This window comes from Tatumella ptyseos (assembly GCF_030552895.1).
Classification (GTDB): Bacteria; Pseudomonadota; Gammaproteobacteria; order Enterobacterales; family Enterobacteriaceae; genus Rosenbergiella; species Rosenbergiella ptyseos_A.
Genome location: NZ_CP130649.1, coordinates 2,290,128 through 2,303,823 on the forward strand (window position 1 = coordinate 2,290,128; position 13,696 = coordinate 2,303,823).

Annotated in this window: 15 protein-coding genes and 1 tRNA gene; 8 read left to right on the plus strand and 8 right to left on the minus strand. The window is 45.2% G+C overall.

Annotated features, from left to right (window positions below):
- Window positions 1-16: 16 nt before the first annotated feature.
- Window positions 17-424, plus strand: a complete 408-nt coding sequence (locus tag QJR74_RS10940; RefSeq protein ID WP_304371890.1) for a cupin domain-containing protein — start codon at window positions 17-19, stop codon at window positions 422-424.
- Between the two features lie 107 nt (window positions 425-531).
- Here QJR74_RS10940 and QJR74_RS10945 read toward each other — a convergent pair whose 3' ends face one another.
- Complete coding sequence (locus QJR74_RS10945) at window positions 532-762, minus strand: EexN family lipoprotein (protein ID WP_304371891.1); 231 nt, start codon at window positions 760-762, stop codon at window positions 532-534.
- A 121-nt stretch (window positions 763-883) separates the two neighbouring features.
- Here QJR74_RS10945 and QJR74_RS10950 point away from each other — a divergent pair, with 121 nt between their 5' ends.
- Genes QJR74_RS10950 through QJR74_RS10960 form a run of 3 tightly spaced genes read left to right on the plus strand, consistent with a single transcriptional unit; the run spans window position 884 to window position 3,493 of the window.
- A complete protein-coding gene (locus QJR74_RS10950; RefSeq protein ID WP_304371892.1) occupies window positions 884-1,342 on the plus strand; it encodes a MarR family winged helix-turn-helix transcriptional regulator in 459 nt (152 codons plus the stop codon).
- 35 nt (window positions 1,343-1,377) lie between these two features.
- On the plus strand, window positions 1,378-2,442 hold the full coding sequence (locus tag QJR74_RS10955; RefSeq protein ID WP_304374030.1) for an HlyD family secretion protein: 1,065 nt from the start codon (window positions 1,378-1,380) through the stop codon (window positions 2,440-2,442).
- A complete protein-coding gene (locus QJR74_RS10960) occupies window positions 2,432-3,493 on the plus strand; it encodes a DUF2955 domain-containing protein (RefSeq protein ID WP_304371893.1) in 1,062 nt (353 codons plus the stop codon). Before QJR74_RS10955 ends, QJR74_RS10960 begins: the two co-directional genes overlap by 11 nt.
- 22 nt (window positions 3,494-3,515) lie before the next feature.
- Here the strand turns inward: QJR74_RS10960 and QJR74_RS10965 are convergent, their stop codons facing one another.
- Window positions 3,516-3,833 carry a hypothetical protein gene (locus tag QJR74_RS10965; protein WP_304371895.1) on the minus strand — a complete coding sequence of 106 codons (318 nt, stop codon included), beginning with the start codon at window positions 3,831-3,833 and terminating at the stop codon, window positions 3,516-3,518.
- Between the two features lie 167 nt (window positions 3,834-4,000).
- Between QJR74_RS10965 and QJR74_RS10970 the strand changes: the two genes are divergently transcribed.
- Complete coding sequence (locus QJR74_RS10970; protein ID WP_304371896.1) at window positions 4,001-4,180, plus strand: hypothetical protein; 180 nt, start codon at window positions 4,001-4,003, stop codon at window positions 4,178-4,180.
- A gap of 29 nt (window positions 4,181-4,209) precedes the next feature.
- Here QJR74_RS10970 and QJR74_RS10975 read toward each other — a convergent pair whose 3' ends face one another.
- The 4 genes from QJR74_RS10975 to dnaQ form a co-directional block, all read right to left on the minus strand.
- Entirely contained in the window at window positions 4,210-4,416 is a 207-nt protein-coding gene (locus QJR74_RS10975) for a YbdD/YjiX family protein (RefSeq protein WP_304371898.1), read from the minus strand.
- Window positions 4,417-4,432: 16 nt separating this feature from the next.
- Complete coding sequence (locus QJR74_RS10980) at window positions 4,433-6,598, minus strand: carbon starvation CstA family protein (protein ID WP_304371899.1); 2,166 nt, start codon at window positions 6,596-6,598, stop codon at window positions 4,433-4,435.
- A 336-nt stretch (window positions 6,599-6,934) separates the two neighbouring features.
- A tRNA-Asp gene (locus QJR74_RS10985) sits at window positions 6,935-7,011 on the minus strand.
- Between the two features lie 107 nt (window positions 7,012-7,118).
- The gene (dnaQ, locus tag QJR74_RS10990; protein WP_304371900.1) at window positions 7,119-7,847 is read right to left on the minus strand and encodes a DNA polymerase III subunit epsilon; all 729 of its coding nucleotides are present in this window, start codon (window positions 7,845-7,847) and stop codon (window positions 7,119-7,121) included.
- A gap of 50 nt (window positions 7,848-7,897) precedes the next feature.
- On the opposite strand from dnaQ, the gene rnhA reads away from it, so the two are divergent.
- Complete coding sequence (rnhA, locus tag QJR74_RS10995; protein ID WP_304371902.1) at window positions 7,898-8,365, plus strand: ribonuclease HI; 468 nt, start codon at window positions 7,898-7,900, stop codon at window positions 8,363-8,365.
- Here the strand turns inward: rnhA and QJR74_RS11000 are convergent.
- A complete protein-coding gene (locus QJR74_RS11000; RefSeq protein WP_304371903.1) occupies window positions 8,347-9,072 on the minus strand; it encodes a class I SAM-dependent methyltransferase in 726 nt (241 codons plus the stop codon). The two genes, rnhA and QJR74_RS11000, sit on opposite strands and share 19 nt — an antisense overlap.
- 35 nt (window positions 9,073-9,107) lie before the next feature.
- Here QJR74_RS11000 and gloB point away from each other — a divergent pair, with 35 nt between their 5' ends.
- A complete protein-coding gene (gene gloB, locus QJR74_RS11005) occupies window positions 9,108-9,869 on the plus strand; it encodes a hydroxyacylglutathione hydrolase (RefSeq protein WP_304371905.1) in 762 nt (253 codons plus the stop codon).
- Between the two features lie 68 nt (window positions 9,870-9,937).
- Window positions 9,938-11,314 (plus strand): murein transglycosylase D, encoded by a 1,377-nt coding sequence (mltD, locus tag QJR74_RS11010; RefSeq protein ID WP_304371906.1) that lies wholly within the window; start codon window positions 9,938-9,940, stop codon window positions 11,312-11,314.
- A gap of 41 nt (window positions 11,315-11,355) precedes the next feature.
- On the opposite strand, the gene QJR74_RS11015 is transcribed toward mltD, so the two are convergent.
- Window positions 11,356-13,695, minus strand: a complete 2,340-nt coding sequence (locus QJR74_RS11015) for an insulinase family protein (protein ID WP_304371907.1) — start codon at window positions 13,693-13,695, stop codon at window positions 11,356-11,358.
- Between the last annotated feature and the right edge of the window lies 1 nt (window position 13,696).

Sequence of the window (13,696 nt, forward strand, 5' to 3'; positions counted from 1 at the left end):
TTTATAGGAGATTAAGATGAGTACTCATTTTACAGGTAATAGCCTTTTCCCTAAAGGCGAAAAAAACGATGCTTTTGCCCAATATTTTATCGGAACCAGCTATCTCAGTATGCTATCCACCGAAGGCGTCAATATCGGCAATGTCGTGTTCGAACCGGGATGTCGTAATAATTGGCACATTCACCACGGGGGGGGACAGATTTTATTAGTCACTGATGGCTATGGTTGGTATCAAGCTTGGAATGAGCCGGCGCAGGCCCTAAAGCCCGGTGACGTGGTTAATATCCCTGCTGGCGTTAAACATTGGCATGGCGCGGCGAAAGATAGTTGGTTTGCCCACGTCGCCCTCGCCGTTCCTGCTGAAAATGCAAGTAACGAATGGCTAGAGCCAGTGACTGATGAACATTATGCAACCTTGGACTAAATTTTGGCCAAGGTAGCAACTACCTTGGTTATTTTTATTTCATGAGTTTTACCCGTCAATGTCATCCTCTACCCTCATAGAAAAGTAAATAAAATCAGTAATGCATGCTATTTAATGTCTGTCTTACCGGTTTGTTTTTGAAAATCGATTTTCTTCTTAGCCTCTTGAGCATTCAGGCAATTTTTACTTTGCTGATCATTTTGTTGAGCACATTGCATCAGGATTTTATTTCGTAAAGCGGTGTCTTTCATAAAATCGGCTGGCGTATAGGTTTTATTACAACCACTTAACGTCAATATGCCTACTACTAATGCGCCTATATTGGTCCATCTACTCATTGTCATCTCCTCATCAGCCATTGAACTGACCTTAGCATAATCTAGAGATTTAGCTAATTACTTATCTTGATAGTTATCATGATAAGTAATAATATCGATTTTCACTTATGAGAATGAAGATATGAACGATAAAAAATTCCTCGCTGAAAACTTTGCTCACCGGCCACTGGGTATGCGACTAGCAATGTTAGCCAGGCTGTGGCGCAGCGTTATTGATCAAGCATTAATTGATACGGGGTTAACCCAGAGCCGTTGGACGGTATTGATGCAATTACAAGTGGTAGAGCGGCCACTGACTGTTAGTGAGCTCGCTTTTGCTATGGGGATTGAGCTACCGCCATTGACTAGAACCTTGAATCAACTTGTTGAAAGCGGTCTTATCGTTCGTGTGGAAGATAAAGACGATCGTCGTATTCGTCTTGTCACGCTCAGCGCACAGGGTAAACATCAAGTCGCTCAAGTGAATCGAGTCGTCGAGGAGTGCCAACATAAGGTCAGCGAGGGTTTACCTGCAGAGCAATTAGACCAATTCAGTCAAACCTTGAATTTATTAACTGAAAACATGAGCAAGCTTGTCTAGCTTAAATTACTGCCTTTTTGGAAAGTGAGTTAACCATTATGAGTCCAGAGCAACAATTTTCTCGTTGGGTGAAATTTACGCTGGTCGTCTTTGCTGCCATGTTTGGCTATTTTTTGGTGGCCGATATTTGGTTTCCACAAACACCAGAATCTACCGTAATGCGTGTTGTCACACCGGTATCGTCTAGAGCACCGGGCTATGTCACACACATTTACGTCACCAATAATAGCCATGTTAAAAAAGGGGAACTTTTATATGAGATTGATCCTCGGCCTTACCAAAATCAAGTCGAGTCTGCACGCATTGCATACCAGCAAGCGACCCTTGATAACCAACAAATTGATGCACAGATTAGTGCAACTCGGGCCAAAATTCGGGCTGCGCAGCTTGATGCACAAAACGCGGGACGGGATTATCAACGCTACCATGCCTTGGATCACAACCAGTTAATCTCTCGTCAAGCACTCGATACCGCTTATACCACTTGGCAAACTGGTTTACAGACGGTTGAGAATTTGAACGCAACATTAAATCAATTGATTATTTCGCGCGGTAGCCGAGATGGCAATAACGTCACCCTTCAGAAATATCAAAATATGCTCGAAGAAGCCAACCTTAATCTCAACTATACCAAGGTACGTGCGGACAGTGATGGCGTTGTCAGTAATCTACAGTTGAAAGAGGGATGGTATGCTAACGCTGGAGTCGCCTCAATGGCCTTAGTGAATACAACACCTGATATCATCGCCGATTTTCGTGAAAAAAGTCTCACCAAGACCCATATCGGTACTGCCGCAGAGATCGTCTTCGATGCATTACCAGGTCAAGTATTCAAAGCAACTGTCGCGAGCCGTGATGCTGGCGTTATGGCAGGACAACAAGATATCAATGGGTATCTAGCTGCCCCTCAGGAATCTAACCGCTGGGTTCGTGATGCACAACGCATGCGCATTCATTTAGTGGTAGATTCGAACCAACCCATCGACCTTCCGGCTGGTGCGAGAGCAACGGTTCAGCTTTATAATAGTGGAAATGGACTATCCTCGTTCTTCGGCCGCCTTCAAATTCGCTTAATAAGCCTATTACACTATGTTTATTAGTCGACTTTTAGAACGTAAATACCCAGCGAAATTTAAACCATTATCCGGTAACGATTTACGGCATATGCTAAGGATCACTTTTGCCGGGAGTATGGGATTATTCTTTCATAGCTGGATAGACACACAATATGGTGTATTTTACGTGGTCTACCCCATCATGCTGACGGGACTTGTCCCGATGTTCAATTTACATATTGCCCGTCAGATGGTAGCGAACGCGATAATTAACTGCGTAGAGATGCTGCTACTGTTCACCTTTTTGGTTAACTACCCCTTACCGATGACATTAGCCGTTTTTATACTCTATACCTTACGTTTTTATTTGATGAGTCGTGGCCCCTTATTTCTATTCGGGTCAATGGGCGTCATTTGTCTGAGTGTGATGCCTGACTTTTTAAGTTACGCAACCACTGATATGAATGATTTGATGTTCTCCAATATAGTGGGAAGCCTACTGGCCGTCGTACTCTCTGCAATTGCCTGCTTTATTTTTCCCGATACAGAACCCCGTCAGCGCCCTGCGCCAATTACCAAAAGTAGTTCAAGAATTATGCATGAAACCTTGCTGGCATCGGTCATCGCAACGCTGCTATTTGTGCTCTTTCAAGTGTATACCCTCAGTGATTCGCTAGCGGCTTTAATGGCTGGGATCTTTGCTCTGTTCCCGATGCATTACCGGGGGGCCGTCCTTTCAGCCACTTGGCGAATTATAGGTGTGATAATTGGATGCCTTTTCGCACTGGTTATTCAGCTCATCATGTATGACTTCAGTCGTCATTTATTATTACTTTTACCGCTAGTGAGTTTGGCTTTGATTTTAGCTGCTCGAGTACATGTCTTCGAGAAGGTAGGTTCCGGCGTCGGCTTTTCCATACTAACTACCCTTGGCCTTATTTTTGGACAGTATATGCATCCCAATAATGACATCATTTTCAGTGATCTTTATCGACTGACCTCAGTCACAGTGTCGCTACTGGCAACATTGGTTGTTACTTACGTGATGCATAAAATCCTGAATTGTTTCTCTGCCACGCGCTTCATTCCCGAATAATGAACGCTGTACTGAGGGAGATTTAATTCATCGCGTAGCATCGCGACGTCGCGATGTTTTGGTCACTACCGCTACCTGCGCCAGCTACAGTACACATAATGTAATGCTTACCTTTTTTTAAGGTAACCGTAGGGCCATTGGTGTCACGCTGGGCAGTTATAATTGTGGCACCTTGGTTAAGAAGTTTATCCAAAGGGACTGAAACAGGTTTTAAGGTTGTCGGTAACTCCAATGTATTTCCTGGTACTTTTGCACCGGCTTCGGGTGGCCACTGTGCATAGGTGAAGGGGCTCATTGAAAGGGTTACGCCATACAATATCATTGCAATAGTCTTCATCATCAGCATCCAAAAACATAATTTAATTAATCGAGTGTAGCCTAATTGCTAAGCATATCTGAATGGACACTCAAAATTATTGAGATAAATCTGGCAGAGTTCGTAATTCTTTTCTAGGCTTAAATTATCAACTTAATTAATCATCATTCCACAAGAAGAGGCCAGAAAGCATGAATATGATTTCGAAAGGATTATTGGTCGTTGTTGCCATGACCGTACTAGCGGGTTGCCAAGGACCTAGGCCAGATGATAATGGCGCACTCCAAAATGGTCGCCCTGTTGCGCCTAGCGGTCAATCAGTACCAGGTGGCCCAGTTGGTTCAGGTCCTGTGGGTCAACCACAATCGTAATAAGAAGGAGCCTTACGGCTCCTTTCTTTTTAGCAACAGCGCATCCCTCCCTTCCCTTTTCCTGCGTATCTCGCTTGTTGACGTTCACGGAAAAAATCTTCGTAATTCATCACAGGACTTTCAGGATGCTTGATCTGCATATGCTGCACATAGTGCTCGTAATCGGGAATTCCTACCAACATATTACCGGCCTGAGCTAAGCATTTTTTAATATGTCGTAATTGGCGGAAAATCATCTTTTAATTACCTATATTAATGATGAGAACCTGATGACATCGTTTTCTTCGCGACATCTGGATCGAGCTTTATATATGGCGTTTCAAGATCGGTACGCTGAGGATGACGCGTTGCTTGCCACCAGACTTTGATACCATAAGCAACAATACCATAGACAACAATGAGGAAAAGAATACTCAACCCAGCATTTGTGTAGTTATTCACCACAATATGTTGCCAATTAGCAAGCTGATCGGATGCGACGGTCCCCGTCCCTTCGGCAATTTTTTGGCGATAAAGCCGTGCCATGTAGAAAAATCCTTCAGCTTGCGGATTATTACTAAACAGCTTTAAAACTAACGCCCATGTCGTACAGATCATTAACCACACTGCAGGCACAATGGGTACCCAAATATAACGGTCACGCTTCATTTTCGCGAGTATTACTGCCACCAGCACTAAAGCCACTGCGGCGAGCATCTGATTGGAAATACCGAAAAGTGGCCATAAGCTTTTTACGCCACCGAGAGGATCTACAACACCCTGATACAGTAAATATCCCCATAATCCTACACATCCCGCTGTGCCTAAAATACCAGCGACTAAGGAATTAGTATTTTTTAAGCCTGGAATAAAGTTGCCAAGTAAATCCTGCAGCATAAAGCGGCCAGCTCTTGTTCCCGCATCAAGTGCCGTCAAGATAAATAACGCTTCAAAAAGGATGCCGAAATGGTACCAAAAACCCATGTCGATAATAGGAATAATGTTATGGAACACCATTGCGATACCAACGGCTAAAGTCGGTGCACCACCTGCTCGGTTTAATACAGAGGGCTCACCAATTGCTGCGGCCGTATGCTGAATCGTCTCTGGCGAAATCACAAAGCCCCAGCTGCTAACTTTAGCAGCGGCTTGTGCCGTCGCGACTTGTAGTTGCTGCATGATAAGCGCCGCATTATCTCCCCCAAGCTCATGAAGATTTGGCATAGTAATACCCAATCCCGCTGGCGGAGTGTTCATCGCAAAATACAAGCCCGGTTCGATAATCGCTGCAGAGACTAATGCCATCAACGCAACAAAAGATTCCATCAACATCGCGCCATAACCAATAAAACGTGCATCGGTCTCGTTAGCAAGCAGCTTAGGTGTTGTACCACTTGAGATTAACGCATGAAAACCCGATACCGCACCACAAGCAATGGTGATAAATAAGAAAGGAAACAATGCACCTTTCCACACGGGGCCATTACCACTGATAAATTGCGTTACAGCGGGCATTTTTAGCTGAGGATGCAGAATAATTATCCCTATCGCCAATCCTACAATAACGCCAATCTTCAAGAATGTTGCTAAATAGTCACGCGGTGCAAGAATCAACCAAACAGGAAGCAGAGCTGAAACAAATGCGTAGCCAATTAACGCCCAAGTGATAGTTGTATCCTTAAAGGTTAATGCGGGTCCCCAATAAGGATCATGAGCAATCACGCCGCCGGACCAAATGGCCAGTAGCAGTAGCAGGCCGCCAATAATTGAGACTTCGCCTACACGTCCTGGACGAATAAATCGCATGTAGATGCCCATAAATAGTGCGATAGGCAAGGTTGAGCAGACGGTGAAAACGCCCCATGGGCTCTCGGCCAGTGCTTTCACAACTATCAGTGCGAGCACCGCTAAGATGATGATCATGATCAGGAAACAGCCAAAAAGCGCTAAGAATCCGGGGACTGCCCCCATCTCTTGCTTAACCATTTCTCCCAACGAATTACCATTACGACGACTTGAGATGAATAGGACCATAAAGTCCTGCACCGCGCCTGCGACCACGACTCCGGCTAGTAACCAGAGTGTGCCAGGTAAGTAGCCCATCTGCGCAGCTAATACCGGACCCACTAGCGGCCCCGCGCCAGCGATTGCTGCAAAATGATGGCCAAAAAGTACATAGCGATTGGTCGGAACGTAGTTCAAACCATCTCCATTGATAAAAGCTGGCGTGGCACGCGTCGCATCAAGCCCTAACACATTTCGTGAAATATAAAGACTGTAGTAGCGGTAGGCGACTAGATAGACGGAGACGGCAGCAATAACTAGCCATAGTGCACTAATACTTTCTCCACGGCGAAGTGCGACAACCCCAAGACACCCCGCACCGACTAAAGCCACCATCAACCAGAGCAGGTGCTTTTTTATAAAGTTTTTGTCCATAGTTTTCCTGTATTAATAATAATTTCCAAAAGCCAATGGCAAACCACAGCATCTTGGTCACAAATGCTGGGCGAAAGGTAGAATGGTATTACAGATATGGGAGTATGGTCACACGAATATTGGGGGTAAAAGTTAAACGACGGTTTTTTTCAACCCAAGTGCTGATAAAAAGGTCATTTAAACCAGATTTACATGCTAATCCAGTGTAAACACGAGGAGTATGCCGGAAATAGAAAAGCGTTTTCTACAGGAAAATAATGCGCCAAGGAAGGCGTATTTGCTCTAACAATAAAAATGGAAAAGCCCTAGTTAGCAAGCTAACTAGGGCCTAAATTTTGGCGGAACGGACGGGGCTCGAACCCGCGACCCCCTGCGTGACAGGCAGGTATTCTAACCAACTGAACTACCGCTCCGCGCTTGTCCCCCGTCGGGAACGATGCGTATACTAATCAGGTTGCTGATTTTCGTCAATAATTTTTATAGTACCCAGGGTTTGTTTGCTTCTTTTTCGATCAACACCTTATCGCCACAAGCATTGACCCGATTTTTTCAATATACGATCCAAGTAAGCCTCGTGTTCAGTTTGTTCGCGCTCTGTCGCACTGATGACACGAAGTTTTCCCGCCGTTTCGGCCGTTCGGTGCTGGGCAAGTAATCCAGAATCTGTCGATTGTTCGGTCTCACCACTAAACGTAAGGGTCGTTTGTCCCCCCGTCATCGAAAGGTATACATCAGCGAGAATTTCCGCATCAAGTAATGCGCCGTGTAGTGTCCGCTTAGTATTATCAATATCGAATCGGCCACATAATGCGTCTAAGCTGTTTCGTTTTCCTGGAAACTGCTTACGAGCCATCACTAGGCTATCAGTAATTGTGCAAAACTCGCTGGTATGGCCAATGCCCTGCTTAAGTTTATCGAATTCGTAATCCATAAAACCAATATCGAAGGGGGCGTTATGGATGATCAGTTCAGCTCCTTTGATATAATCAAGAAACTCCTGAGCGATATCGGCAAAGGCAGGCTTATCACTCAAGAATTCGTCAGAGATACCGTGGACACCAAATGCTTCAGGGTCCACCAGCCGGTCCGGTTTGATATAGACGTGGAAATTGTTCCCCGTTAAACGGCGATTAATGACCTCTACTGCACCAATTTCGATGATTCGATGGCCTTCATAATGAACACCGACCATATTCATACCCGTTGTTTCAGTATCCAGGACTATCTGGCGGTTTTTTACTGTGCTCATAGTTCTCATTCCGATAAACTTGCTGTTTTACCCAAGGAAGTCTACCAGATATGCGTAAACAGGTAGAAGTTTTCACCGATGGCTCCTGCTTAGGTAATCCAGGACCTGGTGGCTATGCAGCCATTCTCCGTTATGGTCAGCATACTAAGGAGTTTAGTGCAGGCTATCAGCTCACGACGAATAATCGAATGGAATTACTTGCGGCAATTGTCGCGTTAGAGGCCCTGTCTCAGCCATGTGATGTAACGCTCACCACTGATAGCCAGTATGTTCGTCAAGGTATTACTCAATGGATCCATAACTGGAAAAAACGCGGATGGAAAACGGCAGATAAGAAACCCGTTAAGAATGTCGATTTATGGCAGCGCCTCGATTTAGCCTTAAAAGATCATAGTATTCGTTGGATGTGGGTAAAAGGTCATGCTGGACACCCTGAAAATGAGCGTTGTGATGAATTAGCACGTCAGGCAGCAAGCCACCCGACGCATTCTGACGACGGCTATTTATCCGCTTTATAATGATCACCCAATGTACAGATTTGGCGACTCACATTGACCGCGGGCCTTAAACGGGCCCCCTGAGCTGAAGCCCGTTTTTTGGCTAAGGTAAGAGGATAAGTCCGTTTACGAGCAAGGATTAAGTGATTGCATCCTAAACTTGGGAAGTGACGCGTCATCATCCCAGCCTGCCACCGCCAAGGCAGTATTTGTGTTGTGCGGTAACTGACTATCTCGTAGTTTAACAAGCTCAGCCAATCAATGAGCCGGCTTTTGGTATAGAAACGGGCTTTCAGCGATAATTCCGGCCACCCGCGTAGTAGCCCCAACAAACTAAATGGATTGAATTCGGATAATATTATCCAACCGTCGTCCACTAACACACGGTCCGCTTCTCGTAATACTTGGTGAGGATCTTTACTCCACGCTAAAGCATGAGTGATTAGGCAAGCATCAACCGACTTACTCAATATGGGAAGCTTTTCTTTATCACCCACTAAATCGACTTGCAGGGCATCACCACCAATCCTGACTTGATGGCTTATCGCACAGCGACTAGTATCGATGGAGTGACTTAACGACCCTATCTTAATGAAATGCGAGCCATAAAGTTTACTTAACCAAGGTTGTATCTCATCACTGATAAGCGTTTGGAACTGGCAGCCCCAGCGTAATTCATGCCATTGTGAAGGACCGCTAAGAGAACGACTGATTTTTGCACTCTTCATTAAGTAATCACTGGTTAGATGACAAAGGAATCCTTATGAGCTTAACATTAACAGCCCTGCCCGCATTAGAAGATAATTATATTTGGGCCTTAATCGATGATCATAAACGCGCGATCATCGTCGATCCCGGTGAGGCCCAACCTGTGCTTAACGCGATCGCCCAACAACAGTGGAAACTTGAAGCGATCCTGTTAACACATCACCATGCTGATCATACTGGTGGCGTTAAAGCCTTAACCGAACATTACCCAACACTTCCAGTTTATGGGCCAGAAGAGACCTTAAGTAAAGGGGCTACCCATCAAGTTGAAGAGGGAGATAAGCTCGAACTTCTCAACCATACTTTCACCATTCTTGCGACTCCTGGCCATACGCTGGGTCATATCGTCTATTATGCTAAACCCTATCTCTTCTGCGGAGATACTCTCTTTTCAGGCGGTTGTGGGCGTCTATTCGAAGGGTCTGCAGATCAAATGTTTGAATCATTGAGCCGTATCAATCAACTTCCTAAGGAAACGCTGGTATGTTGTGCCCACGAATACACCCTCTCTAATTTAGACTTTGCTCATCGCCTATTGCCCAATGACTCAATGATCAGCGACTACCGTGATAAAGTGAAAAAATTAAGAGACAACGATCAAATTACCTTACCCACTACGCTGGAAACTGAGCGATTAATTAATCTCTTCCTAATGACCGATAAGCCTGAGGTTGTTGCGCTTTTTACAAAGAATGTCGCGTTAACCACCCCTGCGCAACGCTTTGCCGAATTACGCCGCCTAAAAGACCGAGGGTAAGTTTAGGGTTGTGTTAGGCAGCTTGCTCACGTATCATTGCCTGTCTTTTAATCAATCAATGAACTTATATGAAGACTAAAGCGATATTTCTCGCCTCAGTCTTGTTGTTCAGTTGCTATGTATCAGGGAGTGATGCAGGCGAGCCTGAACAACATGCACAGAGTCTGTCTTCAGCGAGTCAGGGAAGTGATGGGAATCTCGGAGAACGCATGTTGTCTCCCCATTGGCAGGATGATGGGAATACAACCGCAGAAAATAGCGATCTCTGGGCAACCATTAGCGACAAGTTGAAGATGAAGGTTCCGAATAATTCTCGGATCCGCGAACAAAAACTGAAGTATTTAAAGGATAAGAGTTATCTCCACGAGGTAACTGCTCAAGCAGAACCGTATATGTACTGGATTGTCGACCAGATACAAAAACGTAAGATGCCGATGGAGCTGGTACTTTTACCTATAGTGGAGAGCGCTTTTGACCCCCATGCAACATCCAATGCTAACGCTGCTGGAATTTGGCAAATCGTAGCAAGCACGGGGCGAAATTATGGGTTGAAACAGACGCAGTGGTATGACGGAAGACGTGATATTGTCGCGTCAACTACCGTAGCGCTAAACATGCTACAACGTCTGAATAAGATGTTTCACGGTGATTGGTTACTCACTGTTGCAGCCTATAATAGTGGTGAAGGTCGGGTTCTGAATGCGATGAAGGCCAACCGAGCACGTGGTAAGCCAACTGATTTCTGGAACTTATCACTGCCAAAAGAAACAACTGTTTATATTCCGAAGATGTTGGCGCTGAGCCAACTTATTAAGAATCCTAAACAGTATGGGATTAAGTTACCGAAAGCCAATACCGGCCGAGCCTTAGCTAAGGTAAACGTTGGTAAGCAAATTAACTTAACTCAAGTCGCTTCAATGACAGGAATTCCTGTGGGACGACTAAAAAGTTTCAATGCAGGCTACAAGCGCGGAACAACCGCTCCTAGTGGTCCACAATATGTAATGGTACCCAAATCGCATGTCGTTAGACTGAAAAATTCTTTAGCGACGGACGATATACAAGCTGTACAGCCGATGGCAGTTGCAGCAACGAGTTCAATTTCACGTTATAAAGTTCGATCGGGTGATACCCTATCAACTATAGCAGCAAAACACGGATTGAGCGTTAAAGCCTTAAAGTCGATGAACAATTTACGTACTGCGCAAGTACGGATTGGTCAAACCTTAGAGCTAGGCGGTCAAGATAAAAACAGCAGGCAACAACTGGCTGATAATGGAAATAGCATCACCTACAAGATTCGTAAGGGTGATTCTCTTTCCAGCATCGCAGAGCGTCACGGCGTTAACATCAAAGATGTTCTTCGTTGGAATGGTAGTTTGACGCGAGATGAACAATCGCTGCAACCAGGTAAGAAACTGACGTTATTCGTTAATAACTCGTAATGTTGAATGAAAAAAGCTGTTCGTTTCGAACAGTTTTTTTTTTATTCCACGAAAATCCAGCCACCCTGTTTATCTTTCACTTGCTGGATAATAAGGTGATGAGCTCTCTCAGGACTAAAGTCCTCGCCATCATCTTCAGTTTCATTTGCTTCAATTGGTAAGCATTTTTGTAGAGCATCATCGACTTCTTCATCACCACAACTTTCATTCTTAATAGCTGAGCCACTCATTATCATTTCGTTGGAGAGCGTTAATTCTTCAAAAAATAGTTCTACTCGCTGGTACAGTTGCTCTGTAGAAAGATGGGAGGATTGTAAGATAATCTGTAATCCCCACCGTTCTCGAAAGACTCGTGGGCGACAAGCAACAGCATATCCCACAGCGTCCTTTTCCCGGAGTTGGTGATAAAAAACACTCTCATAGTAACCCGCTAATCGTTGGTAAATCATTAATGCACGACGTGAGGTACGCGGATAGGGAATAAAAGCCACCAGCGTCTTTGAATCGCTCTCTGCTGCCCGAACAACCCTATTATTTTGTACGAATAGTCTATCTTGTTGAAAGCTTCGCCAGCATAGCGGTAGATGACTGAGGATGGATTGTAGGGCCTCAGCATCGCATTGCGTAGAACCTGAATAGGAGACCATCCACTGATCAAAAGTTTCCGCTAAAATACTCGGCATATTCTGTAGAAGTTGTCGAAGCGATAAAGCGCCATAGCCATCAATTGAACTGTTTGGAAGCTCATTTGGCCAATGATTGATTACGTTAACGAGACAATTTTTAAGATCAGCAAAATGGTCAAAACGAATAAAGAGCACATCATTACCATTAGCCTGTTGCCAAAAAATTTTACCCCCAGCATGTTTCACAAGGCTAAACACTGGCGATAATGCTTGAGTTAAAGCTGCTCGCACTCTATCAGTAATCGCGGATCCTGGTGCAGGCCGTAACAACAAGCTATTCCCACCATCCGCTGCACGAAGGTAATGGAGCGGTACATGTTGGCCGCTATCCTTCGCTGCCAGCAACGCTTCTCTTCTTTCAGAATTGGGATAGAACGTAAACGGATAGTGGTCGCAAGTGGGTGTAATACGTTTTAATGACGTGACGTGAAATTGACAATAAAGTCCCTGGCATTCAACTTTAGATAACCGAGTATCCGGTCGGTTACGTAATGCCGCGATATTTTTTATGGATGAAAGGTCTTGGAGAAGACTGTTTGATGCAAATTCGCTTTGAGTCGCTCCAGTAAAAATAAAACCAAGAGCATGTTCACGAAGAAAATCCATTGCCGGTAATCGTAAGGCTTCAGCTTCCGCCAACTGCTGATAGTGCTTGACCTGTTCAACAGAGAGCGCTGAGGCAGCTACCAGCCATCGCTGCCATAAACTTAAGCTTTGTTGCACGGCTTGTTCGGAAAAATCAGCCCCTTCAAACCATAGTGTAAAAAATATCTGCTGGTTATCGTGATAATGACGTTCCACCCGCACAGAAAGATGAGTTCCTAACTGACGACTGATCACGTGGCAAAGCGAACCGGGCGCGGTATCACTCATGAGTTCAACAAATAGCGGCCAATCACTTAACCTATGTATCGCGATGACTTGTGTAATACCTAAACCTGGCTGGGTCGCCAAGCAAATCTCTCCTTGCCAGTTCTGCCAGCTGATAGTCTCACTTTCTGCAACACAGCTTACTGCCGATGAATCGGCAACGATCGATATGTCGGATAAATCAAAACATTGCGCGACTTCAGCCTGTTGCTGCTCGCAGCTGAGAGGGGAAGCGATCCAAACCTGACTGTGTTCGAGGGAATAACCGCCAGAGTGAAATTGCGCTAACGCAGCACCGAGTGAGGTGATATCGCTACCGAATGACTTCAGATTGCCAATATGAAACTGCGTAAAGGCTGGGGGATATTCAACAAGGCTATGGATCGCCGCACTTGCTAATGCTTGAGGGGAGTGGGAATAGAGTCGATATTCTTCGTCGATAACCGCGGTTTCACGTAAGAGGTCCACCGCCTCAAACCGCGGGACGGTCAGCATATCACTAAGACGCTGCAACCCTTGCTGCAGATCCGTTGGCTCGACCTCAAAATAGTATGCGGTATAATTTTGTTGAGTCGTTGCATTAAGTCGCCCACCTTGCTGGTGAACCCAAGGCATAAGGCGCTGTTGCCCGCAGAACTCTTGTCCGCCCGCAAATACCATATGCTCGGTGAGATGAGCTAAACCGGGCCACTCCTTTGGCTCCTGATGGCTACCGACTGGGAAAATCCATACCACCGCAGCACGCTGCAAATGAGGGATTTGCTCTATATTGACCTCAAGTCCTGACGACAATTGGTAGCGACGAGCTTCAACAATTCCCACCATG

Excerpts from the sequence above, each read along its gene's own strand:
- rnhA (WP_304371902.1), top strand. The coding sequence starts at position 7,898 with ATGCGTAAACAGGTAGAAGTTTTCACCGATGGCTCCTGCTTAGGTAAT.
- QJR74_RS10950 (WP_304371892.1), top strand. The coding sequence starts at position 884 with ATGAACGATAAAAAATTCCTCGCTGAAAACTTTGCTCACCGGCCACTG.
- QJR74_RS10980 (WP_304371899.1), bottom strand. The coding sequence starts at position 6,598 with ATGGACAAAAACTTTATAAAAAAGCACCTGCTCTGGTTGATGGTGGCT.
- QJR74_RS10975 (WP_304371898.1), bottom strand. The coding sequence starts at position 4,416 with ATGATTTTCCGCCAATTACGACATATTAAAAAATGCTTAGCTCAGGCC.
- dnaQ (WP_304371900.1), bottom strand. The coding sequence starts at position 7,847 with ATGAGCACAGTAAAAAACCGCCAGATAGTCCTGGATACTGAAACAACG.
- QJR74_RS10970 (WP_304371896.1), top strand. The coding sequence starts at position 4,001 with ATGAATATGATTTCGAAAGGATTATTGGTCGTTGTTGCCATGACCGTA.
- gloB (WP_304371905.1), top strand. The coding sequence starts at position 9,108 with ATGAGCTTAACATTAACAGCCCTGCCCGCATTAGAAGATAATTATATT.
- QJR74_RS10960 (WP_304371893.1), top strand. The coding sequence starts at position 2,432 with ATGTTTATTAGTCGACTTTTAGAACGTAAATACCCAGCGAAATTTAAA.
- QJR74_RS10945 (WP_304371891.1), bottom strand. The coding sequence starts at position 762 with ATGAGTAGATGGACCAATATAGGCGCATTAGTAGTAGGCATATTGACG.
- QJR74_RS11015 (WP_304371907.1), bottom strand. The coding sequence starts at position 13,695 with ATGGTGGGAATTGTTGAAGCTCGTCGCTACCAATTGTCGTCAGGACTT.
- QJR74_RS10965 (WP_304371895.1), bottom strand. The coding sequence starts at position 3,833 with ATGATGAAGACTATTGCAATGATATTGTATGGCGTAACCCTTTCAATG.
- QJR74_RS11000 (WP_304371903.1), bottom strand. The coding sequence starts at position 9,072 with ATGAAGAGTGCAAAAATCAGTCGTTCTCTTAGCGGTCCTTCACAATGG.
- mltD (WP_304371906.1), top strand. The coding sequence starts at position 9,938 with ATGAAGACTAAAGCGATATTTCTCGCCTCAGTCTTGTTGTTCAGTTGC.
- QJR74_RS10940 (WP_304371890.1), top strand. The coding sequence starts at position 17 with ATGAGTACTCATTTTACAGGTAATAGCCTTTTCCCTAAAGGCGAAAAA.